Annotated in this window: 27 protein-coding genes, 1 tRNA gene and 1 pseudogene; 8 read left to right on the plus strand and 21 right to left on the minus strand. The window is 43.6% G+C overall.

Translation table 11 applies throughout. The features are described from left to right. Positions 1 to 14: 14 nt before the first annotated feature. Complete coding sequence (locus NSS66_RS02695; RefSeq protein ID WP_007429779.1) at positions 15 to 599, plus strand: helix-turn-helix domain-containing protein; 585 nt, start codon at positions 15 to 17, stop codon at positions 597 to 599. A 206-nt stretch (positions 600 to 805) separates the two neighbouring features. Here NSS66_RS02695 and NSS66_RS02700 read toward each other — a convergent pair whose 3' ends face one another. The 4 genes and pseudogenes from NSS66_RS02700 to NSS66_RS02715 form a co-directional block, all read right to left on the minus strand. Continuing rightward, entirely contained in the window at positions 806 to 2,503 is a 1,698-nt protein-coding gene (locus NSS66_RS02700) for a ribulokinase (RefSeq protein ID WP_053325142.1), read from the minus strand. Positions 2,504 to 2,615: 112 nt separating this feature from the next. After that, positions 2,616 to 2,796: pseudogene (locus NSS66_RS02705) on the minus strand (class II aldolase/adducin family protein); the annotation flags it as partial. A gap of 338 nt (positions 2,797 to 3,134) precedes the next feature. Further along, entirely contained in the window at positions 3,135 to 4,241 is a 1,107-nt protein-coding gene (locus NSS66_RS02710) for a GntR family transcriptional regulator (protein ID WP_340958591.1), read from the minus strand. Positions 4,242 to 4,438: 197 nt separating this feature from the next. Further along, positions 4,439 to 5,590: a sn-glycerol-1-phosphate dehydrogenase gene (locus tag NSS66_RS02715; RefSeq protein WP_340958412.1), complete on the minus strand. Its 1,152-nt coding sequence runs from the start codon at positions 5,588 to 5,590 to the stop codon at positions 4,439 to 4,441. Between the two features lie 168 nt (positions 5,591 to 5,758). Between NSS66_RS02715 and NSS66_RS02720 the strand changes: the two genes are divergently transcribed. Beyond that, the gene (locus NSS66_RS02720; protein ID WP_023987976.1) at positions 5,759 to 5,962 is read left to right on the plus strand and encodes a hypothetical protein; all 204 of its coding nucleotides are present in this window, start codon (positions 5,759 to 5,761) and stop codon (positions 5,960 to 5,962) included. A gap of 114 nt (positions 5,963 to 6,076) precedes the next feature. Here the strand turns inward: NSS66_RS02720 and fabV are convergent, their stop codons facing one another. Both fabV and NSS66_RS02730 read right to left on the minus strand, forming a co-directional pair. Then, positions 6,077 to 7,258: an enoyl-ACP reductase FabV gene (fabV, locus tag NSS66_RS02725; RefSeq protein WP_023987975.1), complete on the minus strand. Its 1,182-nt coding sequence runs from the start codon at positions 7,256 to 7,258 to the stop codon at positions 6,077 to 6,079. A gap of 168 nt (positions 7,259 to 7,426) precedes the next feature. Further along, complete coding sequence (locus NSS66_RS02730; RefSeq protein ID WP_023987974.1) at positions 7,427 to 7,783, minus strand: winged helix-turn-helix transcriptional regulator; 357 nt, start codon at positions 7,781 to 7,783, stop codon at positions 7,427 to 7,429. 197 nt (positions 7,784 to 7,980) lie between these two features. On the opposite strand from NSS66_RS02730, the gene NSS66_RS02735 reads away from it, so the two are divergent. Next, complete coding sequence (locus NSS66_RS02735) at positions 7,981 to 8,511, plus strand: NAD(P)H-dependent oxidoreductase (protein WP_053325138.1); 531 nt, start codon at positions 7,981 to 7,983, stop codon at positions 8,509 to 8,511. Between the two features lie 93 nt (positions 8,512 to 8,604). Here the strand turns inward: NSS66_RS02735 and NSS66_RS02740 are convergent. Further along, positions 8,605 to 8,688, minus strand: a tRNA-Leu gene (locus NSS66_RS02740). 377 nt (positions 8,689 to 9,065) lie between these two features. Between NSS66_RS02740 and NSS66_RS02745 the strand changes: the two genes are divergently transcribed. After that, complete coding sequence (locus NSS66_RS02745; protein WP_340958415.1) at positions 9,066 to 9,503, plus strand: N-acetyltransferase; 438 nt, start codon at positions 9,066 to 9,068, stop codon at positions 9,501 to 9,503. A gap of 96 nt (positions 9,504 to 9,599) precedes the next feature. Here the strand turns inward: NSS66_RS02745 and NSS66_RS02750 are convergent, their stop codons facing one another. After that, entirely contained in the window at positions 9,600 to 10,121 is a 522-nt protein-coding gene (locus NSS66_RS02750) for a GNAT family N-acetyltransferase (protein WP_340958417.1), read from the minus strand. A gap of 70 nt (positions 10,122 to 10,191) precedes the next feature. Then, positions 10,192 to 10,707, minus strand: coding sequence for a hypothetical protein (locus NSS66_RS02755; RefSeq protein WP_340958419.1), 516 nt, complete (start codon positions 10,705 to 10,707; stop codon positions 10,192 to 10,194). A gap of 309 nt (positions 10,708 to 11,016) precedes the next feature. Between NSS66_RS02755 and NSS66_RS02760 the strand changes: the two genes are divergently transcribed. Beyond that, on the plus strand, positions 11,017 to 11,514 hold the full coding sequence (locus NSS66_RS02760; protein WP_340958420.1) for a hypothetical protein: 498 nt from the start codon (positions 11,017 to 11,019) through the stop codon (positions 11,512 to 11,514). Between the two features lie 200 nt (positions 11,515 to 11,714). Here the strand turns inward: NSS66_RS02760 and nspC are convergent, their stop codons facing one another. The 7 genes from nspC to NSS66_RS02795 all read right to left on the minus strand — a co-directional run bounded on the left by nspC (position 11,715) and on the right by NSS66_RS02795 (position 19,470). Further along, entirely contained in the window at positions 11,715 to 12,854 is a 1,140-nt protein-coding gene (nspC, locus tag NSS66_RS02765) for a carboxynorspermidine decarboxylase (RefSeq protein WP_340958422.1), read from the minus strand. Positions 12,855 to 12,862: 8 nt separating this feature from the next. Next, positions 12,863 to 14,062 carry a saccharopine dehydrogenase family protein gene (locus NSS66_RS02770; protein ID WP_013309649.1) on the minus strand — a complete coding sequence of 400 codons (1,200 nt, stop codon included), beginning with the start codon at positions 14,060 to 14,062 and terminating at the stop codon, positions 12,863 to 12,865. A gap of 315 nt (positions 14,063 to 14,377) precedes the next feature. Then, positions 14,378 to 14,638, minus strand: a complete 261-nt coding sequence (locus NSS66_RS02775; RefSeq protein WP_023987968.1) for a bacteriocin immunity protein — start codon at positions 14,636 to 14,638, stop codon at positions 14,378 to 14,380. Positions 14,639 to 14,791: 153 nt separating this feature from the next. After that, a complete protein-coding gene (gene htpG, locus NSS66_RS02780; protein ID WP_023987967.1) occupies positions 14,792 to 16,672 on the minus strand; it encodes a molecular chaperone HtpG in 1,881 nt (626 codons plus the stop codon). A 180-nt stretch (positions 16,673 to 16,852) separates the two neighbouring features. Then, the gene (locus NSS66_RS02785; protein WP_028542861.1) at positions 16,853 to 17,476 is read right to left on the minus strand and encodes an SMI1/KNR4 family protein; all 624 of its coding nucleotides are present in this window, start codon (positions 17,474 to 17,476) and stop codon (positions 16,853 to 16,855) included. Positions 17,477 to 17,631: 155 nt separating this feature from the next. Next, the gene (locus NSS66_RS02790; protein ID WP_340958423.1) at positions 17,632 to 18,945 is read right to left on the minus strand and encodes a PQQ-binding-like beta-propeller repeat protein; all 1,314 of its coding nucleotides are present in this window, start codon (positions 18,943 to 18,945) and stop codon (positions 17,632 to 17,634) included. A gap of 54 nt (positions 18,946 to 18,999) precedes the next feature. Next, complete coding sequence (locus tag NSS66_RS02795; protein WP_053325130.1) at positions 19,000 to 19,470, minus strand: DUF7716 domain-containing protein; 471 nt, start codon at positions 19,468 to 19,470, stop codon at positions 19,000 to 19,002. A gap of 132 nt (positions 19,471 to 19,602) precedes the next feature. Here NSS66_RS02795 and NSS66_RS02800 point away from each other — a divergent pair, with 132 nt between their 5' ends. Further along, positions 19,603 to 20,733, plus strand: a complete 1,131-nt coding sequence (locus NSS66_RS02800; protein WP_279831288.1) for a phosphodiester glycosidase family protein — start codon at positions 19,603 to 19,605, stop codon at positions 20,731 to 20,733. Between the two features lie 134 nt (positions 20,734 to 20,867). On the opposite strand, the gene NSS66_RS02805 is transcribed toward NSS66_RS02800, so the two are convergent. The 3 genes from NSS66_RS02805 to NSS66_RS02815 all read right to left on the minus strand — a co-directional run bounded on the left by NSS66_RS02805 (position 20,868) and on the right by NSS66_RS02815 (position 21,964). Beyond that, positions 20,868 to 21,317 (minus strand): DUF6386 family protein, encoded by a 450-nt coding sequence (locus tag NSS66_RS02805; protein WP_068940224.1) that lies wholly within the window; start codon positions 21,315 to 21,317, stop codon positions 20,868 to 20,870. Positions 21,318 to 21,537: 220 nt separating this feature from the next. Then, positions 21,538 to 21,636, minus strand: coding sequence for a hypothetical protein (locus NSS66_RS02810; RefSeq protein WP_014599622.1), 99 nt, complete (start codon positions 21,634 to 21,636; stop codon positions 21,538 to 21,540). 100 nt (positions 21,637 to 21,736) lie between these two features. Beyond that, positions 21,737 to 21,964, minus strand: coding sequence for a hypothetical protein (locus NSS66_RS02815; RefSeq protein WP_226887705.1), 228 nt, complete (start codon positions 21,962 to 21,964; stop codon positions 21,737 to 21,739). A gap of 396 nt (positions 21,965 to 22,360) precedes the next feature. Between NSS66_RS02815 and NSS66_RS02820 the strand changes: the two genes are divergently transcribed. Then, positions 22,361 to 22,699 carry a helix-turn-helix domain-containing protein gene (locus NSS66_RS02820; protein WP_023987960.1) on the plus strand — a complete coding sequence of 113 codons (339 nt, stop codon included), beginning with the start codon at positions 22,361 to 22,363 and terminating at the stop codon, positions 22,697 to 22,699. Here NSS66_RS02820 and NSS66_RS02825 read toward each other — a convergent pair. Beyond that, entirely contained in the window at positions 22,696 to 23,067 is a 372-nt protein-coding gene (locus tag NSS66_RS02825) for a hypothetical protein (RefSeq protein ID WP_340958426.1), read from the minus strand. The two genes, NSS66_RS02820 and NSS66_RS02825, sit on opposite strands and share 4 nt — an antisense overlap. Before the next feature lie 26 nt (positions 23,068 to 23,093). Then, positions 23,094 to 23,507 (minus strand): hypothetical protein, encoded by a 414-nt coding sequence (locus NSS66_RS02830; RefSeq protein ID WP_340958427.1) that lies wholly within the window; start codon positions 23,505 to 23,507, stop codon positions 23,094 to 23,096. A 382-nt stretch (positions 23,508 to 23,889) separates the two neighbouring features. Here NSS66_RS02830 and NSS66_RS02835 point away from each other — a divergent pair, with 382 nt between their 5' ends. After that, positions 23,890 to 24,204: a transposase gene (locus tag NSS66_RS02835; protein ID WP_340958428.1), complete on the plus strand. Its 315-nt coding sequence runs from the start codon at positions 23,890 to 23,892 to the stop codon at positions 24,202 to 24,204. The last annotated feature ends 111 nt before the right edge of the window (positions 24,205 to 24,315 follow it).

Below are 24,315 nucleotides of genomic sequence, written 5' to 3' on the forward strand. Positions count from 1 at the left end.
AAATCGGAGGGTATATGCCTAAACAACAAGATAAACATTCCATTCAGGCGTGGTCTCTGATCAATCGCAAATATTTGGGAAAAGGTGTGCGTGTCAAACGTTTTCGTAAACCAACACGCTGTCAAGTGCGCAATCGCGTTTTGCTTGCCGTTTTGATGGCTAATGACATTAAACTGTCCCAACTTGCCGAGGAGCTTTCCATTTCCTCCCGTAGTGTCAGTGCGTGGGTATATGAAGGTCGCATTCCCGGCAACACTAATCTGGAAAAGACGTGTAATACACTTGGTTATCCGCACCATATTCTATTTAATGAAGAGGTTGTCCGGCGTTCACCACTCATCTGTCAACCAGCGCCGTCCCGTTTTATGAAACGGACTGTGACTCGTTCTCCGGTTAAAAATCGGATCTTGGCGGGTCTATGCATGGTACATGATATTTCGGTGACCGATGTGAGTCATTGGATTGGTGTTCACCCCGGTACATTTCGGAAATGGTTGCATCAGGGTACCGTTCCTTCGCAAACCTTCCAGGATCAGGCGGAACAGTTTTTCCGTATTCCAAAATCCATTTTGTTTGCTGATGCCATGCTGAAAAAGTAAAAATGTCCGTAAAAGAGAAATAGTTGTAATTTTCATGAAAGTCTTTGAAAGGAACGCATTACCATCTTTCATCCGCTGAGACTTTCACATCATGTAATTCACAGAATATAAAAATGCAAAAAAGCACAGTCTGCCGATTCCTCGGCGCACTGTGCTTTTTAGATAACAGACCTTTAAATACTTCTTGCTTATATTTTGTCAGCTTTTTAAGAATGAATGCTTGCCGTTTCAGTTGAACGTTTAGCTTCTTCCTTGATGGACTTTAGCTTTTTCATCATCGGATTGCCTCCACGTCCAAAGTAGTCGTGAAGACGGCTGTATTCCTCGTACAGCTTATCATACACGGCCGCGTTCTCAGGGATCGGCTTGAAGCTCTCGTCCCGTACACGCGCCATATGACGCGCTGCTACGACGATATCGTCGTACCCTCCAGCTTCAGCTCCCGCAGCCACTGCTGCGAACATGGCTGCACCCAACGCAGGAGTTTGGGTAGAAGCAGCGACCTTAATTTCCCGTCCGGTTACGTCAGCATAAATTTGCATCAAAAGACGATTTTTCTGCGGCAATCCACCGCACGTATACAATACGTCTACTGGCACGCCGTTATGATGGAATGCATCGATAATTTTACGTGTTCCGAACGCAGTTGCTTCCAGCAATGTACGATACACTTCCTCTGGCTTCGTCAGCAACGTATATCCGACAATCAGCCCCGTCAGGTTGGTGTCAACCAACAAAGAACGGTTACCGTTCCACCAGTCGAGTGCCAGCAATCCGGTTTCGCCCGGTTTATATTCAGCCGCTTTACGCTCCAGCCATACATGGACGTTCACACCTTCCGCAGCTGCCTGCTCCTTCACTTCGCCCGGAACAGCATGTTCCACAAACCATGCGAAAATGTCTCCTACCGCCGATTGTCCAGCCTCATACCCGTAATAGCCCGGAATAATTCCGTTCTCTACAACGCCACACATACCTTCTACTTCTTTTTCTTCCTCACCGAGGAGCATATGGCAAATGGAAGTTCCCATCGCCATCACCAGCTTGCCTGGTGTGACGACGCCTACTGCCGGAACAGCCGCATGAGCATCCACATTGCCTACCGCTACTGCCGTTCCCGGGTTCAGTCCGAGTTTTGCAGCCATCTCCTCTGTTAATCCACCCGCACGGGCACCCAATTCATAAATCTCACCGCGCAGCTTCGTATCCGTCAAATTATCTAGACGCGGATCGAGCGCTCTGAAAAATTCACGATCCGGATAACCATCGCGATGATGGTAAATAGACTTGTAGCCAGCTGTACACTGATTACGTTTCAGTTCCCCGCTGAGCTGGGAAATTACCCAGTCGGTCGCTTCTACAAAGCGGTCTGTTTGATTATAAATGTCCGGTGCCTCGTTCAGAATTTGCCAAATTTTTGCGATCATCCATTCGGAAGAAATTTTCCCTCCATAGCGGGGCAGAAAGGCCTCTCCTCGCTGCGAGGCAATGGCATTTAAACGGTCCGCTTCATCCTGTGCTGCATGATGCTTCCACAGTTTCACCCAACTATGCGGGTTATCTTTTAGGTTCTCGTCAAAGCACAACGGTTGTCCTTGCGCGTCGATCGGCAGCATCGTGCATGCTGTAAAATCAATTCCGATCCCGATGATATCGTCTGGAGAAATGCCAGTCTCCTTCATAACGGCAGGTATAGAAATAGTCAGCACTTCAATATAATCAGCCGGATGTTCCAGCGCCCAATCCATATCCAACTTGCGTCTGCTACCAGGCAATACTTCATCAATAACTCCATGACGGTAAAGTGTTACATGTGTAGCAATTTCAGCTCCGTCAGACAGGTCAACAATGACCGCACGGCCAGACTCCGTTCCATAATCGACACCAATTGTATACTTGCTCATTTGTGTGCCTCCTCCTTTATCGTTGACCATCATAAGCGTTCGCCCCATGCTTGCGCAGAAAATGCTTACCCAGCAGCGCCAGATCCACTAAGGTGAATTCTGGATTCCGAACGAAAGAACGGTATAGTGCCAGATGATGTGTAGGCGTATCTGACGAAGGCCGAAGGTCAACCTCGACAATATCGCCTTGTAGAATCAGTACAACCAGTTGCTCCGCTTTCAGTTCTTCATAGGCCACTCCTTGGAAGAGCCAAATTGGCCTCCCATACTTCCTTTTTCAATTGTTCTAATATGTATAAAACACACCTTTTACTATCATTTCTGAAATCTGCAATGGAGGAGGTAACTGAAACTAGCCTCAAATGGAAAATTACAGGAAGGTCGTAACGACCCTTTATTCTTGGTTTCGCTTTCATTATATGCTTGTACGTACAACCTAGCTAGTCTTTTTTATGTATTTTTTCGATAGATTTATGTACTCATTTTCAGAAAAAACATAGCAAAAACAGTCTATTTCTGCAATCCAGAAAACAGACTGTTCGGTATGGCGAGTAACATGCCCATCAAATATTAAACGTTGAAGCTGTACACTTACTAACTTGTCCTGACATGTTAAGACTGATCTCCCTGCCTAGTGTTCTCCAGGCATTACCTGGACAGGCCCCGTAGATTCACGAACGATGAGCTCAGGCGGTAGAATTAACTGACGATCTTCTTCATGGTACCCCTTCTCTTCAATCATCGACAGCATGGTATCGGCAGCACGTAACCCCAATTCTTCCTTTGGATGCCGAATTGTCGTTAGCTTGATTTCCGTTGCTGTCGCCAAAAATGAATCATCGAACCCAACCAGCGATAGATCATTGGGAATGTTCAGGCCCGCCGAACGTACAATATCAAGGAGTCGAACAGCCAACTCATCATTATAGGTCACCCATCCAGTAGGACGCTCTCCCGCCTCCATCGCCAGCAGCCTCGACGCACGTTGTAGCGGAATCTCATTTTTTTCTTCTGTCCGGTAAGTCGTTACTGCGTTCGGGTGTAATGTCACTCCATATTTGCGGTGAGCAGCCACAAATCCTTTCATACGAAGAATTCCTTGCATATCATCGGTTTTGAAAAATCCGGCCAAGCGTCGGTGTCCCAGCTTAATCAGATGTTCGGCCGCCAAAAAACCACCCTTTTCATCATCTACTCGCAGACATGGCGCATCCATTTCCTCATAACGTGCATTGATCATCAAATAAGGGATTTGGCGATTTTCCACGGTTAAATAATAGTTCAGATTGGGGTTACGCTCTCCACTTTTAGTCGGTTCAATAATAATTCCGCTCAGCGGTTGACTTAACAGCATTTCCAGGCACTGACTTTCTTGCTCAGGGTCATTACCTGTGCTTGACAGCAACATCTTGTATCCCCGGCGACTCAATTTGGATTCAATTCCCTGTACAATGGATGGGAAAATATAATCCGATATATAGGTTGTAACGACTCCAATCGTCTTTGGATCTTCGGGCTGCTTGCTGTCCCGTGTCGCGACAAAGGTTCCCTTGCCCTGCATCCGAAACAGCCAGCCTTCCTGTACCAGCTCACCCAGCGCCTGACGCACCGTTTGCCGACTAACGGCAAATTGTTCAGACATTTCATGCTCAGATGGAAGCTGGCTTTGTGGTTCCAGTTTGGATGAATGAATCCAGGACAAAATTTCTTGTTTAACTTGTATATATTTGGGCGCCATAATTTCCTCCGTACTTGCAATATCGTGTACCTGTTCATATTCCACGATTATAGCATACCGTTCATTTGTACATACAAATGTTACAGGAGCAGGATATCGTCGTATTGCTGCCGGAGGTGTAAACCCATTCACTTATCCCTTCCTTGCCACACATAACTGGCCGAATATCTAAGGACAATTTGTGTAGATGTTGCACATTACGAACGAAGCAATTGATGTTCATTCATATACTTGAGTCCAGTATAGCGATCACGCAAGGTATGAGCCGTGCGCAATGCACGAGCAAGTTGTTCCTCCGTAACCCCCAGCTCGGCAATGGTAGATGGGCCTCCAACCTGAGACAGCCATGCACGCATCTGCTCCGACGTAGGCAAAGCCCGATACACCTTAAAAGCCTCTACATCCTGACTGGCTGCTAAATCCCTGTACAGGTCAGAAAGCAATGCGGATGCTACGCCTACTTTGGCACCATGCAAAACTTGCTTGCGTCCCTCTGAAATAAAATCCATTTCAATTCGGTGGGAAATATGGTGCTCTCCCCCTGACGCTGGACGAGAATGATCTATCATCAGCATCGAAATACCGGATGCAATCAACGCATTCATCAATACCTCAACACCAGCCTTGCTGCCTGCCGCAATCTCGTCGACATGCTCTACACAGTCACGCAGAGCCTCCTCAGTAATGCGATTAGCCACAGGTGAATATGGCTCGTTTCCCAAATCTCTGGAAACATGCCAGTCCGCTAGTGAGGTGAACTTACCGAGCATATCGCCAAAACCGGCCGCAGTCATCGTCTGTGGCGCATTTGCCAGCACGGACAAATCAGCAAAGATCGCCTCTGGCGGAACTGCTTGGAATGTCTGCTTGCTGCCGTCCACAATTAGTGGTGCGCCTGCGGAGGTAAAACCATCCACCGAAGCAGCCGTCGGTACTGACAAGAACGGACGATTCATTTTATAACATACGAAGCGAACCAGATCATGAATCGTGCCGGAACCTACAGCAAGTACAGCCTGACTCTTATCCACCACACCCAGCAGCACTTTCATAATGTAGGTTTCATCAGCAATGACATCCCCTACAGCATTCGGAGGTAAGCGGACGACATCAACTGTCAAACCTGCCTCACGAATCAGCTCAGCCACTTTTGTTCCAGCCGCCGCCGAAGTATGCTCATCTTCTACCAGAGTTACATGACGATAATCCTGTTGGTTCAGATAAGGAACAACAGACTCCAGTGCTCCATCCCGTACCTCAATAAACAATTCAACCTTTCGGTGAGGATGATCAGCGTTACTAGCCTGCGCCTCTTCGTTCCACAGCTTGATCTGCTCATTCATATTCATTTCATCAGCCTCCTGAAAAAGGAATAATTTGCACAAGAATGATCCATAATGATTAAGAGATTCCGTTTGAAAACGATTACTATTTAATTGTACGCACAAGTGTGTGTCCAAGTCCAGAGAAAAAGTACAAGTTACTTTTTAATTTATATATTCGAAAGGAACATGTTTATGAAATTTGGAACGGATATTGCCTGTGCACTTGGGTTACTGGCAGGTACAACGTTTGGCAGTGGTATTGCTTTTTTGTTCGGCTGGCAAGCTTATCGGGCACTGACTTCTGTTGCAGTCTTTGGCGTTGCGGGGATTGTCATTACCATTGCCGTTTTTCGCTTGCTGCACCGTAAGTCACTTTCCACGTCTAATTCTCGATAAATGCTGTTAGTGAAACGAGTGCAACTTGTTTTTTTTGCCAATATACATAAAAAACGGGTCTCTTAAGCAATTGCATCGCTTGAGAGTACCCGTTTTTGTTTTACAAATATTCACTTATAAAGTTGTATCAACCTCTGGATTAACATCTAATTCATAATCAATTTCATCAAACCCGAATCCAAATAATTGAAGGAAATCCAGACGGTATTGTTCAAGATCGCCTAATTCAGATACATTTTCTGTAGTGATTTCGGACCAAGCTGCTTTGACAGCCTGCTGCACATCGTCTCTCATTTCCCAGTTATCCAGACGGATGCGTCCTTCTTCATCCGTTTCCACAGTGGACCCACTGTATAGCGTCTCGAACAGACGTTGTGCCTGCTCAATACATCCCTCGTGCAGTCCCTTTTCTTTCATGACCTTAAACAGCAAAGAAATATACAAAGGCACGACTGGAATAGCCGAACTGGATTGTGTAACCAAAGCTTTATTCACAGAAACATAGGCTTTTCCATGATAACGTTCCAGTTGCTTTGTTAGAGTATGTGCTGTAGCTTCCAAATCATTTTTAGCTTGGCCAATGGTTCCTTTACGATAGATAGCCTCCGTAATTTCAGGACCAATATACGAGTAAGCCAGTGTGGTTACTCCTTCAGCCAGCAGATCAGCTTCTTCCAACGCTTTTAGCCACAAGGACCAATCTTCGCCACCCATTACCGTGATGGTGTTCTCAATTTCCTCCTGCGTAGCCGGTTCTAGCGTAATTTCTGATACGACACCTGTATTGGTATTCACTGTTTTATTAGAAAAAGACTGTCCGATAGGCTTGAGAACGGAATTAAAGGTCTCACCCGTATCGGGATGTGTCCGTCGCGGTGAAGCGACACTATACACAATCAGGTCTACCTTGCCCAGCTTTTCCTTTACCAGCTTCAACGTCTCCTGCTTAATTTCATGAGAAAAAGCATCTCCATTAATGCTTTCTGCTATGTAGCCAGCTGCTCTGGCCGCTCTTTCAAAGGCTACCGTATTGTACCAGCCTGCTGAAGCCGTGCGCCCCTCTGATGCGGGACGTTCATAGGATACCCCTATGGTGTCCGCTCCCAGACCGAAGCTCGCAGCAATACGAGAAGCCAGCCCATATCCAGTAGATGCTCCGATCACAAGTACCTTTTTAGCTCCTTGTATTGATGTGCTATCTTTGATGTAGTTGATCTGACGGTTAACATGAGCCGCGCATCCTGCAGGATGTGCAGTCGTACATATGAAACCACGAATTTTCGGTTTAATAATCATTGCAAGGGTCCCCCTACTTTAGCATTCATTTAATATGGATGTAATGGTTGTCCAGTCATAACTATATAGCAAATCAGCTTGCGGCTCAACATATAACCTAGCACTTGAAGGCAGCCGAAGAAAACCGTCGTAAACATCATAGTCTACAACGCTTTTTTACTCCACTATTCATTTTGAATCATTTTCTAACAACATCACATCTTCTCCTTGCTGTTGTCTTATTTGGATATTAGCCCTTCCCCAAGAACACATTAAGTCAATAATTTCATTTGCTGTAATTCCATATTCCGTTATATAATACTCCACTTTTGGAGGCATTTGATTATACACATGTCTACCTATGATACCATCCTTTTCAAGTTCGCGAAGTTGCTGTATAAGAACCTTTTGAGAAATGCCCGGAATACTACGCTGTAATTCACTTGTCCTTTTTCTACCAGACATTAATAAACAAATGATTAATGATTTCCATTTACCTCCGATGATCTCAAGTGTTGCTTCTATGCCTAAATTATATTGTTTCATAGTACCACCTCTTCAACGCTAAAAATAACAAAGTTTATCTAATTAATTTTATAATTGCGTATCTTCACTCTAAGTCCAATGCACACTTTCAAGTAACTATCTTACTTTATTGTGTGTATTTACTTTTTTTGAAGCATACAGAATAATAATAGAGCATCTACAAAGGCAAATATGTTACGTAAGAAAGGTGATTTATGATGAAAACTCTTGTGATTTTAGCTCATCCCCATATCGAAGATTCTAGAGTAAATAACAGATGGAAACGAGAATTACTTCAATATACCAATGAAATTACAATTCACGAAATTTATAAAGAGTACCCAAACTGGAGCATTGATGTTTTGAAAGAACAAAAGTTACTTGAAGCACATAGTAATATCATATTTCAATTCCCTTTATATTGGTATAGTTACCCGCCTTTATTAAAAAAATGGATGGATGATGTTTTTACTCATGGATGGGCTTATGGTTCACAAGGTGATAAGTTAAAAGGAAAGAAGCTAGGGATAGCCATGTCCATTGGCGATAAAAAAGAAAATTACTCACCTACTGGTTCCGTTTCTTTTACTGTAGATGAAGTTATAGCACCTTTTAAAGCAAGCGCAGTGCATGTTGGCGCGATAACATTACCCTATTTCGCTGTCTTCGGAGCCTCGTTTCAAGCAAGCGACGAAGACATTAATCAGAGTGCAAAGGACTATATTAAATATATATTTCAGTATAAATAAAATAGTTATAATGGTACACGCATCTTAACCATATAAAAACAGGCTCTTGGTGGCATCCAGCCAATCCAAGAACCTGTAAATGTTAGGCTATGATGCGGTCGAGAGGACTCGAACCTCCACGGGGGTTAGCCCACACGGACCTGAACCGTGCGCGTCTGCCAATTCCGCCACGACCGCATATTATGTACTCACACCGATGTTTTTCAGTCACCGTAATTAAGATTATATCTTCCATAGAACATAAAATCAAGCCATTTTTATTTTGTATTTTCTATGAATCATTTCCGCAAATATAAGAAAATCACTGGATATCACAATCCATATATGGTAAAATGGGTCCATCAGGAAAGGAGGTGCGTCAACATCAATAATCGCATGTTGAGCGTATCCCTTACCCGGTCCGTTATTCTCTAATTTACAGAGTTGACGGAGGCGCGGGATACGGATCAAAGCTTTAATTAAGCGCCACGGGTAGAAAGACCGTCCTCGGACGGTCTTTTTTATTTCAACATCATCTATAAGATTACATACTGCACTGTGAAAGAGGAGATACGATGTCGATTAGACCCGCAAATGTGGAAGAGCTCAACGAGTTGACAGCCATCTGGCTGGATGCTTCCATAGAAGCCCATCATTTTATTGCTCCGCAGTATTGGGCATCACAAGTTACCGAGATGGAAAACAGGTACCTTCCCCTCGCTCAAAACTACGTTATCATACAAGATGATCATAGCATTGGCGGCTTTGTTTCCATGTTGGATGGATACTTGGCGGCTCTGTTTATACGTGTTGGTTCTCAAAGAAAAGGCTATGGCAAGTTACTACTAGATTGGGTGAAGAAGCAACATAATGAGATTCAATTAAAGGTATACCAGTCGAACACGAAAGCATTTAGCTTCTATACTAAAAATGGATTTACCATTCAAGCGGAATCTGTTGATGCCGAAACTGACGAGAAAGAATTTGTAATGGTATGGACAAAACATGAATGATAATGAAGCACCTAGCACCTTTAGCCTAGTAGTACAAAGGCTCTGCTCCCGTAGAAATACGGCGTAAGCAGAGCCTTTTACTTTTATCTATTACAACTAAGTGTCTAGTCTCCTATTTAAGCCATAAACCTCGGCATATAGAATCTCTTTAAACGGAGCAAAATCCTGTTCAGCCAGCGCACCTGGATAGCTCATTATTTGAAGCCGCAGATCAGCCTGTCCTTCTCTTAAAGGAGGCTGTACATAGTCAAAATGGTTCAGATGAAATCCCAAACGTTCATAAAAACCAATTCTTCTCCGGGTCCATTCATCCACTGGTGGCTCAACCTCCAGTACTACCGGTTTACGGGACTGTGAAATAAACGTGCTCATAAGCTCTTTACCTAACCCGCCACCTCGTATAGCCGAATCTACGGCAATATGCTCTACAAACCGAAAATCTGTAAACTCCCATCCCGCCAAAAAAGCAATTATTTGCCCTTGTTCGTCCTTTTTGGTAAGTAAACGATAACATGGATGATGAAGCAGAGCCCTCTGTGACTCGGATGTTCTGCATTCCGTTTCAGGAAAAGAAGCCTCCATAATCGCATATACTTGAGAGAATTCAAGTTCATTCATTTATACTTTCAACTCCTCTAACGTTAACTTGTTGGTCTACTAATGTCATTTACATTAGGGCCCTAACCCTTTAGACCTTGTTTAATTCCATAAGCGTCAGCAATATGTGTTCCAACAGCTCTGGAATGTCTTCCATCTGATCTTCATTAATTTGTCTGGAAAATCGGAGTTCAATCCTGTTTTGGTATGTAGACGTCTTCTCTCCGTAAATCTGACTAAGCGTTTGTACTGGTCGAAGATCGGGCTTCCAAATTTCGGCCAGTATATTTTCAATCCGGCTGCATTGTGACTCAATCTCACGAATTTCCATGTAAAAACTCAGCAACAAGACACATCCCGGAACTTGATCTTTGATTTCCAAAATTTCCGCAGCCAAGTTGTTTAAATCCGCCTTTAGTTGAATCTCTGCTGTCACACCCGGGTGTTCTCTCAGTCTGAATTGGACAGCAAATTCACGTGACATCACAGACATTTCCAATCTGTCAATCCGCTGTGTAATGTCAATACGTGAATCCAAATTATCCAGATCGTATACTGTATTTTCCATGGCCACTTTTAAATTATCAAAAACGGTCGGATCGAACATGTGCAATTCACCTCTGCCTATCGTTACAATTTATTTCCCCAACTCATGTCGAAGTTTGTTCCTAATCCAATGAGTATACCATATCTATTTTCCTCCAAGAAACCTAACCTTTAAACAGAAGTCCTGAAAAAAACCTGTAAACAAGCGAAATGCAATTCTGCAACAAAATATTCTATTATATTTATTTTATTGATAAATATCCCTTTTATTATTCCAATTTTCTGGTAACTAATATACAATAGTTCATGTTGTCTACTAATATATTCATATAAATGAATATAAATCCTAAAAAAGAGAGGAATCTTATTCATGAAAAAAACGTTGTTAGCTTCATTAGGTCTTACACTTTTGCTAAGCACTTCTGCAGGTGCCGCTTTTGCTGAAGATGCAGATTCTGTACCAGTAGCAAAGGAATCAAATCTCACCTCCTTACTTGAATATCATGAACAGGAACCAAATGATAGTTTTGAACAAGCTAACTATTATTTTATAACTGATGCTGTCATTGGAACCCTCGGGGAAAAAGTACAAGGAACTTTTGAAAACTACGATGTATATAAAATTATGGCCTCTAGATCAAACGAAATTCAGTTTACTATTCAGGGCGACAGTTATCCTGATTCTTGGTTGGAACTAACTCTTTACGATAGTAATGGTCAAAAGATTAAAAGATCAAGAAACGGTCAATATTTTTTAAACGCAGATCTTGAAAAAGGTAAGGACTACTACTTGACCGTCACTGCGTTAGGACTTCAACCTGGAGGACATATATTTGACTATAAAATCTCTTCTGAAGTTGTAAGGTAGACTAATTAAATTTATGTAACTTACCAAATTGTTAATCATTATTTAATGCCTGCTGTTGTGTTGGATACATACAAAAGGCGCGTACAAAAATCAAAAAACTCTAACTACACCAAGAGCCTAGCCCCTTTTTTAAGGGGCTAGGCTTTTGTAGTTCAGTCATTCTATTCGGTGCACTTAGTTCTTTTACCCCTGTGTAAGCCTTACGACAAACGCGAGCTAAAGTCCTCGTAGGAGAACTGACGGATTACCTTAATGCCTTCCTCGTCGTTGTAGCTGGCGATGGCTGGCAGGTTGACTCCGTTGAACATGTGGTTTTTGACCATCGTGTAATGGGCCATGTCGCAGAATACAAGCTTGTCTCCCGGCTTCAATGGCTCTTTAAAGGAATAGTCTCCAATCACATCTCCAGCCAAGCACGTAAGTCCACCAAGTCTGTAGGTGTAAGCATACTCACCAGGCTGGCCTGCATCAATGATATTCGGACGATATGGCATAGCCAGCACATCAGGCATATGACATTCAGCCGAAGTATCCAGAATGGCAATATCCATTCCGTTTTTCATCGTATCCAATACGGTAGCCACCAGATATCCAGTATTCAAAGCAATAGCTTCGCCTGGCTCCAGATAAACCTGCACACCATATTTATCCTGAAAATATTGAATACAGCGTACCAGCGTGTCCAGATCATAGTCTTCTCTGGTAATATGGTGACCGCCGCCGAAATTGAGCCATTTCATATTCTTAATGTATGGCCCGAATTTCTCATCCACGACTTTAATGGTGCGCTCCAGCGTATCTGAATTCTGTTCACACATCGTATGAAAATGAATACCATCCACGCCATCCAGATCCTGAGGTCTAAAGTTAGCCAGGGTCACACCCATTCTGGAGTTGTTGTAGCAAGGATCATACAGCGGCGTTTCGATTTCCGAATATTCCGGATTAACCCGAATGCCGATGTCGATTTTTTTGGAAGTTACGCCTTGCACTCTGCTTTTGTAGCGTTTCAGTTGATCAAAGGAGTTGAAAACAATATGGTCAACATACTTCAATAGCTCATCAAATTCACTGTCAACATAAGCAGGTGCGTATACGTGAACCTCCTTGTCCATTTTTTCGCGACCAAGTCGTGCCTCGAACAACGAACTGGAGGTTACGCCTTTTAAGTATTTGCCAACCAGAGGAAAGGTCGAAAACATCGAAAATCCCTTAAGAGCGAGCAAAATGCTGCAGCCTGTCCGCTCTTGGACGGAATTTAAAACCTCAAGGTTTTTGACAAGAAGTCTTTCGTCAACAAGATAACAAGGTGATGGAAGTCCTGTAATATCAATATTCATCGCAGACCTCAATCAAGCAACGTAGGCGTAAAGTTCTCTTGCCATGGCAATCCGTGTTTATTTAGTGCTTCCATAAATGGATCTGGATCAAATTCCTCAACGTTGTAAACGCCTGGTTTTTTCCAGATACCTTTGATAATAAGCATTGCGCCGATCATGGCAGGAACACCAGTTGTGTAAGAAATGGCTTGAGAGCCAACCTCTGCATAACATTCCTCATGATCACAAACATTGTAAACATAATACGTTTTTGGTTTTCCATCTTTCACACCTTGGATGATGCAACCAATGTTCGTTTTGCCTTTTGTTCTTGGTCCCAGAGAAGCCGGGTCTGGCAAAATAGCTTTCAGGAATTGCAGTGGAATGATTTGTTGTCCTTCGTAATCAATAGGCTCGATAGAAGTCATGCCTACGTTTTGAAGTACATTCAGATGATTCAGATAATTGTCCGAGAACGTCATCCAGAAGCGGATTTTTTTCACGCCTTTAATATTCACTGCAAGAGATTCCAGTTCTTCATGGTACAAAAGATATATATTTTTCGGTCCAATTTCAGGAAGGTCGTACACCTTTTTCTCAGAAAGTGGCTCAGTTTCAATCCATTCTCCGTTTTCAAAGTAACGGCCCTTCGCCGTAATTTCACGAATATTGATTTCCGGATTAAAATTAGTTGCGAAAGGATATCCGTGGTCCCCTGCATTCGCATCCACAATATCAATCGTATGAATTTCATCAAAGTAGTGCTTTTGAGCATAAGCCGTAAATACTCCAGTTACGCCTGGATCAAAACCGCTGCCCAGCAGAGCTGTAATTCCTGCTTTTTCGAATCTTTCTTTGTAGGCCCATTGCCAGCTGTATTCAAACTTCGGCGTATCCGGCGGTTCATAGTTCGCCGTATCAACGTAATGAACACCTGTCTCAAGGCAAGCATCCATTATCGTCAAATCCTGATAAGGGAGAGCCACATTGATAACTACATCCGGTTGAAAGCTTCGAATCAAGTCAATGACCATGTCGGTGTTGTCAGCATCAAGCTGAGCCGTTTGTATCTTCGTACGACCTCCACCCAGCTTCTCTTTAAGCGCATCGCATTTCTCAACAGTTCTGCTTGCGATACAAATTTCTTCAAATACATCTGGGTTTTGGCAACATTTATGCACCACAACGCTGGCCACGCCACCGGCGCCAATAATCAATGCTTTTCCCAAAATAAATAACCTCCTTATTCCATACGCTAATCGCTAATCATTCTTGCAAACAAAATGATTATAAAGACATCCCACCAAATAATCAAGAAAAACGACAATTTGCTGTATCAAAATTCACAGGAGCATGTCACAAAAACTTTACAAATCCCAAAATTAGGAATAAAAACTTCGTAAAGTGTGCAGAAAACAAACATTACCCCATACATACCAGGGAAGTCAGCACGCATTTAACGGAAGTTTTTTTGAATATAATGCTCATAGCCCTAAAGAATTAATATTATCTTATTTCTAAACAAAAGACCACCCCTCCGCATCCTATGAAGAAGATTCATGTGGGGGTAAAATTATGGGCTGATAGCGTAATGCCTCATCTACGATCTCTGCCGCACTCAAATCACGATCATCCCAGTAGATCAAATTACTGATCCCCGGATGGGGCGTATTTTGCATCACTATGGTCAGCATGCTGTCGATTTCCTCTTCTGTTCCCTCATCTCTGATGATTTTTTCCACCAACTGTATAAGCTCACTTCGGTTTAAATTTTGGAGTTCCTCGCTGGCTCGATCCAGACTCATGTAATCGCCCTCCTTTGTATCGAGTATGATCGGCATTGTGTGGCCCATCCTTTCTTCTGTATGCGCTATATGACCTATTATGGAGCTTTAAGAAGCGTTTATGATAAATAAAGCCGCCCCCAGTATGGGAACGGCTCTATACAGTAAAGCTTTTTAAACCATGATTTTGCAAATATCATTCGTGAATTCAACCGGATCTTGCAGCGGCAAGCCTTCGATCAGCAAAGCCTGATTATACAGTAATGCCGTATAGAGGTTTACTTTCTCCTTATCCTCGGCAAAAGCTTCTTTCAAAGAGTTGAACACCGCATGGTTTATGTTGATTTCCAGCACTTTATTCGCTTTGACATCGGCGTTATTAGGCATAGCGTTCAAGATTTTCTCCATCTCAATCGTCACTTCGCCGTCTGCGGACAGACATACCGGATGTGTCTTCAAGCGCTTGGAGGCTTTAACACTGGATACCTTGCCTTCCAGCAAGCCCTTCATGTACTCGAACAGCTCTTTGTTGTCGTTTTGTTCTGCTTCTGTTTCTTTCTCGTTTTCGTCAGGCTCAATGCCCAGATCGCCGCTCGATACAGATTTGAATTCTTTCTCTTTGTAGCTTAAGAGCATTTTAATAGCGAACTCATCAATATCATCGGTGAAGTACAGAATTTCGTAGCCTTTATCGGCCACCATTTCGGTTTGCGGCAGTTTTTCAATACGCTCGTTGGACTCGCCGGAAGCATAATAAATATACTTCTGATCCTCTGGCATACGTGATACGTATTCGTCCAAAGTAACCTGCTTTTTCTCTGTAGAAGAGTAGAACATGAGCAGATCCTGGAGAGTTTCTTTATGTCTGCCGTAATCGTTGTAGACACCAAATTTCAATTGTCTGCCAAATGATTTGTAGAATTGATCATATTTCTCCCGGTCATTTTTGAGCAAGGTCAGCAATTGGCCTTTAATTTTGCTTTCGATATTTTTGGCAATCAGCTTCAGCTGACGGTCATGCTGCAGCATTTCTCTGGAAATGTTGAGTGACAGGCTTTCGGAGTCAACCATACCTTTGACAAAGCTAAAATAATCCGGCAGCAGGTCAGGAGATTTTTCCATAATCAGCACACCGTTGGCATACAATTCCAGCCCTTTTTCATATTCCTTGGAGTAGAAATCAAACGGGATATTTTCAGGAATAAACAGAATAGCTTGGTACACTACCGCGCCGTCCGCGCTGACGTGGATATGCTGGAGCGGCTTGTCGTAGCCATAGCGTTTTTCCGCATAGAAATTTTGATAATCCTCGTCGGTCAGCTCGCTTTTGTTTTTTCTCCAGATAGGAACCATGCTGTTGATACGCTGTTCTTCTTCGTAATCCTCGAATTCGTTGTCGCTTCCCTCTTTCAGACGCTTGCCTGTAATATCCATTTTAATCGGATAGCGGATAAAGTCGGAGTATTTTTTAATCAGTGCTTTTAAACGATACTCGTCCAAATATTCGTCGTAGGACTCATCTTCGGTGTTTGCTTTGATTTTCAGAACAATCTCGGTTCCGACCTCGTCCTTCTCAGCTGCTTCAATGGTATACCCGTCTGCACCTGTGGATTCCCATTTATAAGCAGTATCACTTCCCAAAGCCTTGGTAGTCACTGTAACCACATCGGCTACCATAAAAGCTGAATAGAAGCCGACGCCGAATTGACCGATGATATCATGACCATCCTTGGATTCATTTTCATTTTTGAATGCCAGTGAGCCGCTTTTAGCAATAACACCCAGGTTATTTTCTAGTTCTTCTTTGGTCATACCAATCCCGGTATCACGCAGGGTTAGCGTTCTATTATCCTTATCGGCCGTTACTTTGATATAATAATTTTCTTTGTCAAAGACCAGTTGATCATCCGTCAATGCTTTGTAATAAATTTTGTCAATCGCATCACTTGCATTGGAGATCAGCTCTCTTAGGAAAATTTCCTTTTGCGTGTAAATCGAGTTAATCATCATTTCTAGCAGACGCTTGGACTCAGCCTGAAACTGTTTTTTCTCCATTCGGATATCTCCTTTCAGATATGAACCTATGTAAGGCCAGCAGATATGAGCTATGCAAACGATTCAACTTTGTTAGCACTCCCATCATTCGAGTGCTAGCCTACCTTTTTTATAACATTCCTCATTTTTTATGTCAATATCTCGGTTGGCTGAGCAGTAAAATTACATTTTAGGAAATCGCTAGTGTCTAATGTGCTTAAACATCACGTTAAACATTTCGACAGAAGATGGAAACAGCCCCTGTACATGGGGAAGCAGATTACTCCTGATTCGTAGCTCATCCTCATTCAAATGCTGTAGGTCCTCATGAAAGAACCAAACAATAGGATAATCGCCGTCCTTATGTCTGCTGCCTGCATTTAAACAAACGGGGCCCTGGTCGTCCTCTGCTATTGCAAAAGGAATGTAGCCTGCTGATAGCAGAGGTGACCATTGATCAATCAAATCATAAAATGCCTTTAAGCCTTGACCTACAGGCAGACGTGGAAACTCAACAAACGTACAATCGCTCCAGTATACTCCCGGAATGGATTCATTATCGAATTGTAAAGATACATAATGGTAGGCCATGATAAAACTCCTCAGCAGGGGCGGCAGCTCAAAATGGTATTTTTCCTCCATCTCCCGAACTTCCTGTTCAGTAATCTGTGAAGGGAGAGGCTTCCATTTGATCCATCCCTCCTCGTCGACATTCCCATCACGCATTTCAATCGGTACATTTTCTTCCACATCCATAAAAAAGGCTTCATCCATTTGAGCAAATAGTTCCTTCATGGATGTACGAATATCCGCTTTCTTGTCCATGTCCTCACACCTCTTTCCTCTCTATTCACATTTTGCATCATGGGTTAATGCCAAATGCCCTCTATCTGAAAATAGCATTGTAATCATGTGTTACTACACTTTTTAAGTTCAGCTTATCAGAACTTGCTTTTATCACCATTTGCGGAATATTAGTATTACCAGCGCAATGGCTCATAGTTCCGCCAGATCACCCAACGCGCTGTCTCGTGAATTGGCGCGGTGCCAATGCTATATTCGTCCTTCGTGCCGCTCTGCAAATCAATCAAATGAAGCATACCTCCATACGTTCCAACCGCCAACATACCTTCATCAGGTGTAACTGCCAGCCCGGATAACGTACTGCCGACAAAATAGCGCCAAAGTTCACGACCCTTCCTGTCAATCAGACGGAGATAACCGTAGGCATCACCCAAAATAGATCCTTGTGTCAGCGCTGTTGCAGCGTATACTCGCATTTCTTCATTCATTATCGACCATTCTTCCTTATTCTGAGCAAGACCCTGCTCCACCTCAGCAATCGATACTTGAATGGTGGCACCGTTATAGAAATGACAGGCATTGTACCAGACGTCCAGATCATCTTTGGAAAATAGGGCATAATGCGGATAACTAGAACTTGGCTCCAATGTATGCACCGTCTTATCGGACAGATCCATAAGCATATGCTCACTCATCTGGCTGCCGTATGCGATCCAGCGTCCATCCCTCGACACAGCTCCATGTGCCATATCCACAATCGTATCTTCCAGCTCTAGTTCTCTTCGTTCAGACGCCTTAGGATGGATCAAATCCACCTGATCACCAGCCAGCAAATAAACGCCGTAACCACAAACCAGCAGAAGTCGCTGTCCGTCGCCAAACGGAATCACTTCATCTAATATATCCTCAGGATGATCCTCATCTCCCAAGCACTCCAGATCAGGAATGGATGCTTTTAAGCGTCCTTGTATATCCTTCCACTGAAAATGTGCTGTCTCTTCTCCTTGCAGATTTCGGTCCGGTTGACGAACAATACGAATCCCCTGTCCATCCACCAACGCAAAATAAGTCCCGTCCGGCGAACAGCCTACTCGATGCAGTCCGGGGATTTGCAAGATTCCATCTTTTCCCGTCACATAGATCGTCCCACGTTCCCGAGGATTGCCCGCATGTACAATGATTTCATTGCCTCCATTCACAAAAGCTATCGGCCTAACGGCTTGCAAAGCCTCCTCGAACGCTGGTGTAAGCGGCCAAGACGCGGCTGGAATTTCTCGACGTAACTGCTCCATTTCACCAGCCTGATTTGCCTCCTGAATCATACGAAAAATATCTTTAGCCATCTTGGGGCGTTCGTCCTGCTTTGGCTCTGATTGCTCCTGCTGCCATTCACTTTCCATGCCGACTCTGATAAATTCATTCACATCTGCGGCATACCTTTTTCCTTCCTGTCGCCACTTTGCTGCCATTTCATGATTCAACCAACTCATTTGCTTCCCCCATCCAGTGTATGTATGCCCTGTTTGTTCTACAGGCTTTGTTCATTATGTAAGGTGGTTTCTCACCTTTGTCAGCACAGACCACAGGTCTGTCACTGCCTTCACCTCTTCATAGTCCAGATAGGCATCTCGTTTGTCATAGTATTTTACCGCCATAATCACCATCTGAAGCGTCACTGGCTGTCCAGCAGCCTTAAGGACTTCTACAATACTTTCGAAGGTCGCCAACTCAAACCAGGTTTGAACCTGACGATCCGGCACCCACTTGGGAATATACTCGTCCTGTTCGTTGGTTACGGCTGTACCCTCCTCTGCACATTCCTCTAGCCAATGCTCATCCCAATAATAAATCGGTGTGTAAACAGGGTCCTGATCCCATTGATCCACATTCACATATAACCAGTTATTATGCAGTTGCCCCACGCTACGCACCAATTCCTGTAATCCTTCAAATACACGATAAGACGGGCGCTCTCTGCGACGGTAATCCTCAAGTCTTGTCTCATACCTGCTCATCTCCAACCTCCCGCTTCCTATATCAGCTAAACACTCAAAATTCGCATAACATACATTTACAACTTATAAAACCCGATATAATTACAAGCACCTCGTAAAGTGTCAAGACTACATAAGGAGATTGATCTATTCATGAAAAGAATCACCGCACTTGTTATCCTGTCCTTGCTATTACTTGTATCCCCGATCTACGCTGCTGCCCCAGCACCTATGCTGGTCTATGTGGACCAGAGTAACCACTCCTTCATCCCGCTTCGTCTCCTGAACAGCTATGAAGGGATCACACTCAACATGACGGCAGCGGACAAAAAAATAGAAATTGCGCAAGGCAATACTCGGATTACCCTATTTGCCGGAAAATCTACTGCCAAAGTGAACGATCAAACGGTCCGTTTGCAAAATGCTCCTTTTACCGATAATGGTTCGACCTATGTACCCTTGCAGTTCATCAGCCAATATCTAAACCTGCAAGTCTCATGGCAAAAGGAAACCTCAGCTGTACGCATTAAGCAGGGTACAACGTCCGTCACGCTTCCGGTACTTACCGGTAAGCTACCCGGAAATACTACACCCATTACGACGGCTCATAAAAGCTTCAAGGTCGGATCTCGTACCTTTTCCGCTAAGGTGGTCACCATCTCTATGCTCCATCCCAAGGTAAGCCTGGATGTGGCTCTGGCAGGCAATACTATCGGCAAAGTGGAAGACTTAAGCAGTCTCGCCAAACGTAATCAAGCGGTTGTAGCCATAAATGGTACATTCTTTGACGCCTATACCAAAAGCTCCTACAAAACGCCTTACGGCTACCTGGTCAGTCACGGAAAGATGTTGAAAAAAAGCTCCGGCGACCAACGGACGGTCTTCACCTACGATGCGAACCATTTAGCTGAACTGGTGTCAGGTTCTGCCTTTGAACAACGGTTAAGCCAAGGTAACGTCGAAGGTGCCCTGCAAGCTGGGCCTCGTCTGGTCACAAATGGACAGGTTTCCCTAAATGTCAAAGCCGAAGGCTTCAAGGACCCAAAAATATTAACAGGCGGCGGCGCCCGCAGCGCAATAGGAATGAGTCGGGATCATAAGCTGATCCTCCTGACCACAAGCGGAGCGACTATACCGCAGCTCGCCCAAATGATGAAACAGGCCGGAGCTTATCAGGCCATGAATCTGGACGGCGGTGCTTCCAGCGGGCTGTATTACAACGGCTCCTACCTCACCACACCCGGCCGCCAAATCAGCAATGCCATTATTGTAAAGTATCAATAGACGGATAAAGGGCTGTCTTCACGGATGTGTAAGCCGTGGGGATATCCCTTTTTCCATTTTCCCCCGGTTCCGGTTGTTCCTGCTTCCACCTGTTCAGGTGGCTTGTATGGGCCATTACGGGTTGATCCTGCAACCTACAATCGAATCAGACCCGTAAAGCTATTGGTGCCTTCGCTTCCTTTTTTTAAAGAAAGATAAATACGATTGTCTTCTCTGCTCGCCAAGCATTCATAAAGTCCGGGTTGCACAGAAAGGAACGTCCCTCCCCATACACATTCAGGCTCCAGTCCACCACTTGTGGCTTCCTCCCCTGCTCCAATAAACAGGTTGCCTGAGGGAACCTTCAAAAACAGCCGTACAGCAGGCTTGTCAATATGATCTGTCATCACAACCTCATAGGTCCCGTCGGCTCCCAGATTCAAAAAAGCTACATTTCCTTTGTTCAACTCGCCCAGCTCGTCCTCTTCAATGGACCACCAATCCGGATCATCGTCCAAACGATGCTTAAGAGCTTGCGTATCAAATAGGCAAAGAGTCGCCGTATCTGTTGTAAATTGAAATGGACTGCTTGCCGTATTCATCATGTGATCCTCCTGATTTTGGTCAGCCAATTTCTGTTTTCCCACGTCTTACGCTATCCGTATTGCCATATACTTGAGGGAAAATCTCCCTGTATGTAAAGTATAACAATGCTTGCAGGGCCAGACAACATGTTGGGCTAACACCCATTCTGCATAAAAAAGCCCTCCCTCACGATGTCGTGAAAGAAGGCCGATTTGTGGATTTAAGCGATCTAACCTGCTGTTAGATCAGAAAAGACTTAGTAATAATCACCAACAAAATGAACAATACCAAAATCGCTCCTGTGGATGTCCATGCTCCACCGTAACCTACTTCACCCATGTCTGAATCCCTCCTTGCGTTAAAGCTTACTCTTATCGTATGAAGAAAAGCGGATTACGACAGGGCGAATTGGCAAGTTTATTTGCCATGGAAGGGCTATTCAGAAAATGGACTGATACGTCTCGGATGGATCGCTAATCACTCGGGATGACAACTGGCAGAGAATGTCGTCCGTTCTTCGCAGTAACCTGCTCACATCCTTGTACTTCATTTTTTGAAGGAGCGGGGTTTCTAACTGGGATGAAAGAAATTGAGTGGTACCTATAAATACAACAACATCCAATCCCGGGTTGGTTTCGGTATGTAATAAGTGCAGCAGATCAGTCATAGACAGGAATCCGGGAGGGAAAAGGCTGTTGTTTTCTTTCATATATAGAGCTTTTAACATGGAGGTTAACGCCCAGTCACTTAGGATAATGCAACATTGGAGTTGGTTGTGCTTGTGCAGAATTCGGGCTAGTTTCATGTGGTATTGGGATAGAGTGTGGAAATCGGTTATTGAATTATGTAGGTGTTGTGAGGGTCTGGACGGTTGAGTGGAACTTGGAATAAAGGTAGAAGGAGCTTCTTTCATATCTATTCCTCCAGAGAATTTCAATATTAGTCTTATTATACTCTAAAATAATACTTATAGATATAATCAATGCTGAATATACGATTCTTAATCTCATGTTTACCCAAGAAAATCTTGACTACACTTTTTAGTATGAAGGGGTGTAGATAAATGCAGGACAAAGAAGTACTAAAGCTAGTTGGGGCTAGAATAAGAGTGTTACGCAAAGAAAAAGGTCTCTCACAAGAAGCTCTTGGGGAAAAAGGTGGATTTCATTTTACATACATTGGACAGATCGAACGTGGAGAAAAGAATGTTTCTTTGATAAATGTAGCTAAAATTGCAAAAGCACTAGACGTAAACTTAGTTCAGTTGTTTTCATATGTAAGCGAGGACCCCAAAATTGTGGAGTCTGATGAAGATATTATAGAAATTATTACGATGCTCAAAAAGTCGAGTCCAGAGAAAGTACGTTTGGCGAGGAATGTGATAAGGGAAATTACAAATTAAAAGGATTTTTTTGTTTTCAAAATTGGGGAAGTATCAGGTCGTAGTAACTCTGACTTTACACGGGATAAATTAACGGGTTCTGTTTGTGGTTCTAAAGGTGATAAACTGATCCAACCATTCCCTTTCTCTGTAATTCGAACTTTTTCGTTTTTGGATAGCCCGCGATCCATTTTCTCCAATCCATCTTTCATAGCTTGTTTCAGCATTTCAATAAAGACATGGGCGTCCAAAGATTGCTTTAGGGCCTTGTAGTTTTCTTCACGTCGTTCCTCAAAATCGGTAGATAAGTCATCATCCGGGTTCCGATATCGGTTCGCACCGACCGCCCATATTTCCTTACAGCGAAGCTTATCTCTTAATGCTTGCAAAACACTGATCTCATAATTCATACGATTTATGCGCTCTGCCCTTTCTCGTCTTTCTCTACAATGATTTCTCTATTAACGTTACGTATGACTCCATCAATCGGGACATCTTCCAACAGGGGTAAATAGTGTTGGCCTGTATCTGAATACCTTTTGACCAGTTCCAGCGCGAGGATTACTGGCTGATGAACCTCGTTATTGGAGCGGAAGTCCAGGATACCCAATATCTCAGGAACCATGCGGGGATAATGGCTCCCATAGGAAGCACGGATAATCGTATGAACTTTCTCGCGATAAGCCGGGCCTGTATGCTTGAACTCTTTTACTAGATCCCTCAATGTTTGCTCGTTGACGATTGGAAAGATCACATCCTGTACAATTCCATCCGGATTATTGACGGCAGATTGTGCTAGGTTAAATAAGATACCGTACTTATTGCCCACTTTCCGCAGGTCGTTCAGAATTTCCTTCTCAACCTATCGTTCAGCCCGAACGCCGATACAGTGAACAATCTGAATGAGCAGTTCAATTAAATTATCGGTAATCTCCATGCTCTGGAGCCAAAAAAAAGGCCGACCAGAAGTTTCTGGCTGACCTAATAATACGAAAAAAGAGCAGAGACGGTAGACGCAGGCCGTTCCGCTCCTTTTACTCTTCTTCTTGTTAGGCATTCTATTTAAGATACCAAAAGCCCATTACGCAGATTACCTCGTGGTATTTACGGCCGTTGATTTCTTCGCTCATCAGACTAGGGTTTGTCTTCAAACTATAAAACAAGCAAAGAGTCTCAAGGATGAAGATCTGAAAACGGCAAAAGCGTAACACTTGAAGCTCACATTTTCGAAGTTGTGGAAGCAGGAAACGCCTGAGAAAGCGAAAGTGTTCTTGGATAGCTGGTATTTTTGGGCGACACATAATCAAATCCCTGATATGGTGAAATCCGCGAAAACGATTCGTCAGCATGCAACAGGGATCTTAAAGTGGTTTACATCGAAAATAACAAACGGTATTATGGAGGTCATTAACGGTCTTATTCAATGTGCCAAACGACGGGCACACGGCTACAGGTCGCTCAAAAACCTGAAGACGACGATTTATTTGATCGCTGGCAGACTTAAACTGAAGACAGGCGAGATTTAAAACAAAAGAGAACCGCGATCAGTTTGGAGCCACAACCCGCTCATCTCACCGAACACGATTCCCTTGTCCGATTTTTATAGATTTACGTGACCCACGCTAAACTACGAATAA

Source organism: Paenibacillus sp. FSL R10-2748 (assembly GCF_038005565.1).
In the GTDB taxonomy this organism is placed as follows: Bacteria; Bacillota; Bacilli; order Paenibacillales; family Paenibacillaceae; genus Paenibacillus; species Paenibacillus polymyxa_B.

Excerpts from the sequence above, each read along its gene's own strand:
- NSS66_RS02695 (WP_007429779.1), top strand. The coding sequence starts at position 15 with ATGCCTAAACAACAAGATAAACATTCCATTCAGGCGTGGTCTCTGATC.
- NSS66_RS02700 (WP_053325142.1), bottom strand. The coding sequence starts at position 2,503 with ATGAGCAAGTATACAATTGGTGTCGATTATGGAACGGAGTCTGGCCGT.
- NSS66_RS02710 (WP_340958591.1), bottom strand. The coding sequence starts at position 4,241 with ATGGCGCCCAAATATATACAAGTTAAACAAGAAATTTTGTCCTGGATT.
- NSS66_RS02715 (WP_340958412.1), bottom strand. The coding sequence starts at position 5,590 with ATGAATATGAATGAGCAGATCAAGCTGTGGAACGAAGAGGCGCAGGCT.
- NSS66_RS02720 (WP_023987976.1), top strand. The coding sequence starts at position 5,759 with ATGAAATTTGGAACGGATATTGCCTGTGCACTTGGGTTACTGGCAGGT.
- fabV (WP_023987975.1), bottom strand. The coding sequence starts at position 7,258 with ATGATTATTAAACCGAAAATTCGTGGTTTCATATGTACGACTGCACAT.
- NSS66_RS02730 (WP_023987974.1), bottom strand. The coding sequence starts at position 7,783 with ATGAAACAATATAATTTAGGCATAGAAGCAACACTTGAGATCATCGGA.
- NSS66_RS02735 (WP_053325138.1), top strand. The coding sequence starts at position 7,981 with ATGAAAACTCTTGTGATTTTAGCTCATCCCCATATCGAAGATTCTAGA.
- NSS66_RS02745 (WP_340958415.1), top strand. The coding sequence starts at position 9,066 with ATGTCGATTAGACCCGCAAATGTGGAAGAGCTCAACGAGTTGACAGCC.
- NSS66_RS02750 (WP_340958417.1), bottom strand. The coding sequence starts at position 10,121 with ATGAATGAACTTGAATTCTCTCAAGTATATGCGATTATGGAGGCTTCT.
- NSS66_RS02755 (WP_340958419.1), bottom strand. The coding sequence starts at position 10,707 with ATGTTCGATCCGACCGTTTTTGATAATTTAAAAGTGGCCATGGAAAAT.
- NSS66_RS02760 (WP_340958420.1), top strand. The coding sequence starts at position 11,017 with ATGAAAAAAACGTTGTTAGCTTCATTAGGTCTTACACTTTTGCTAAGC.
- nspC (WP_340958422.1), bottom strand. The coding sequence starts at position 12,854 with ATGAATATTGATATTACAGGACTTCCATCACCTTGTTATCTTGTTGAC.
- NSS66_RS02775 (WP_023987968.1), bottom strand. The coding sequence starts at position 14,638 with ATGAGTCTGGATCGAGCCAGCGAGGAACTCCAAAATTTAAACCGAAGT.
- htpG (WP_023987967.1), bottom strand. The coding sequence starts at position 16,672 with ATGGAGAAAAAACAGTTTCAGGCTGAGTCCAAGCGTCTGCTAGAAATG.
- NSS66_RS02785 (WP_028542861.1), bottom strand. The coding sequence starts at position 17,476 with ATGGACAAGAAAGCGGATATTCGTACATCCATGAAGGAACTATTTGCT.
- NSS66_RS02790 (WP_340958423.1), bottom strand. The coding sequence starts at position 18,945 with ATGAGTTGGTTGAATCATGAAATGGCAGCAAAGTGGCGACAGGAAGGA.
- NSS66_RS02795 (WP_053325130.1), bottom strand. The coding sequence starts at position 19,470 with ATGAGCAGGTATGAGACAAGACTTGAGGATTACCGTCGCAGAGAGCGC.
- NSS66_RS02800 (WP_279831288.1), top strand. The coding sequence starts at position 19,603 with ATGAAAAGAATCACCGCACTTGTTATCCTGTCCTTGCTATTACTTGTA.
- NSS66_RS02805 (WP_068940224.1), bottom strand. The coding sequence starts at position 21,317 with ATGATGAATACGGCAAGCAGTCCATTTCAATTTACAACAGATACGGCG.
- NSS66_RS02810 (WP_014599622.1), bottom strand. The coding sequence starts at position 21,636 with ATGGGTGAAGTAGGTTACGGTGGAGCATGGACATCCACAGGAGCGATT.
- NSS66_RS02815 (WP_226887705.1), bottom strand. The coding sequence starts at position 21,964 with ATGACTGATCTGCTGCACTTATTACATACCGAAACCAACCCGGGATTG.
- NSS66_RS02820 (WP_023987960.1), top strand. The coding sequence starts at position 22,361 with ATGCAGGACAAAGAAGTACTAAAGCTAGTTGGGGCTAGAATAAGAGTG.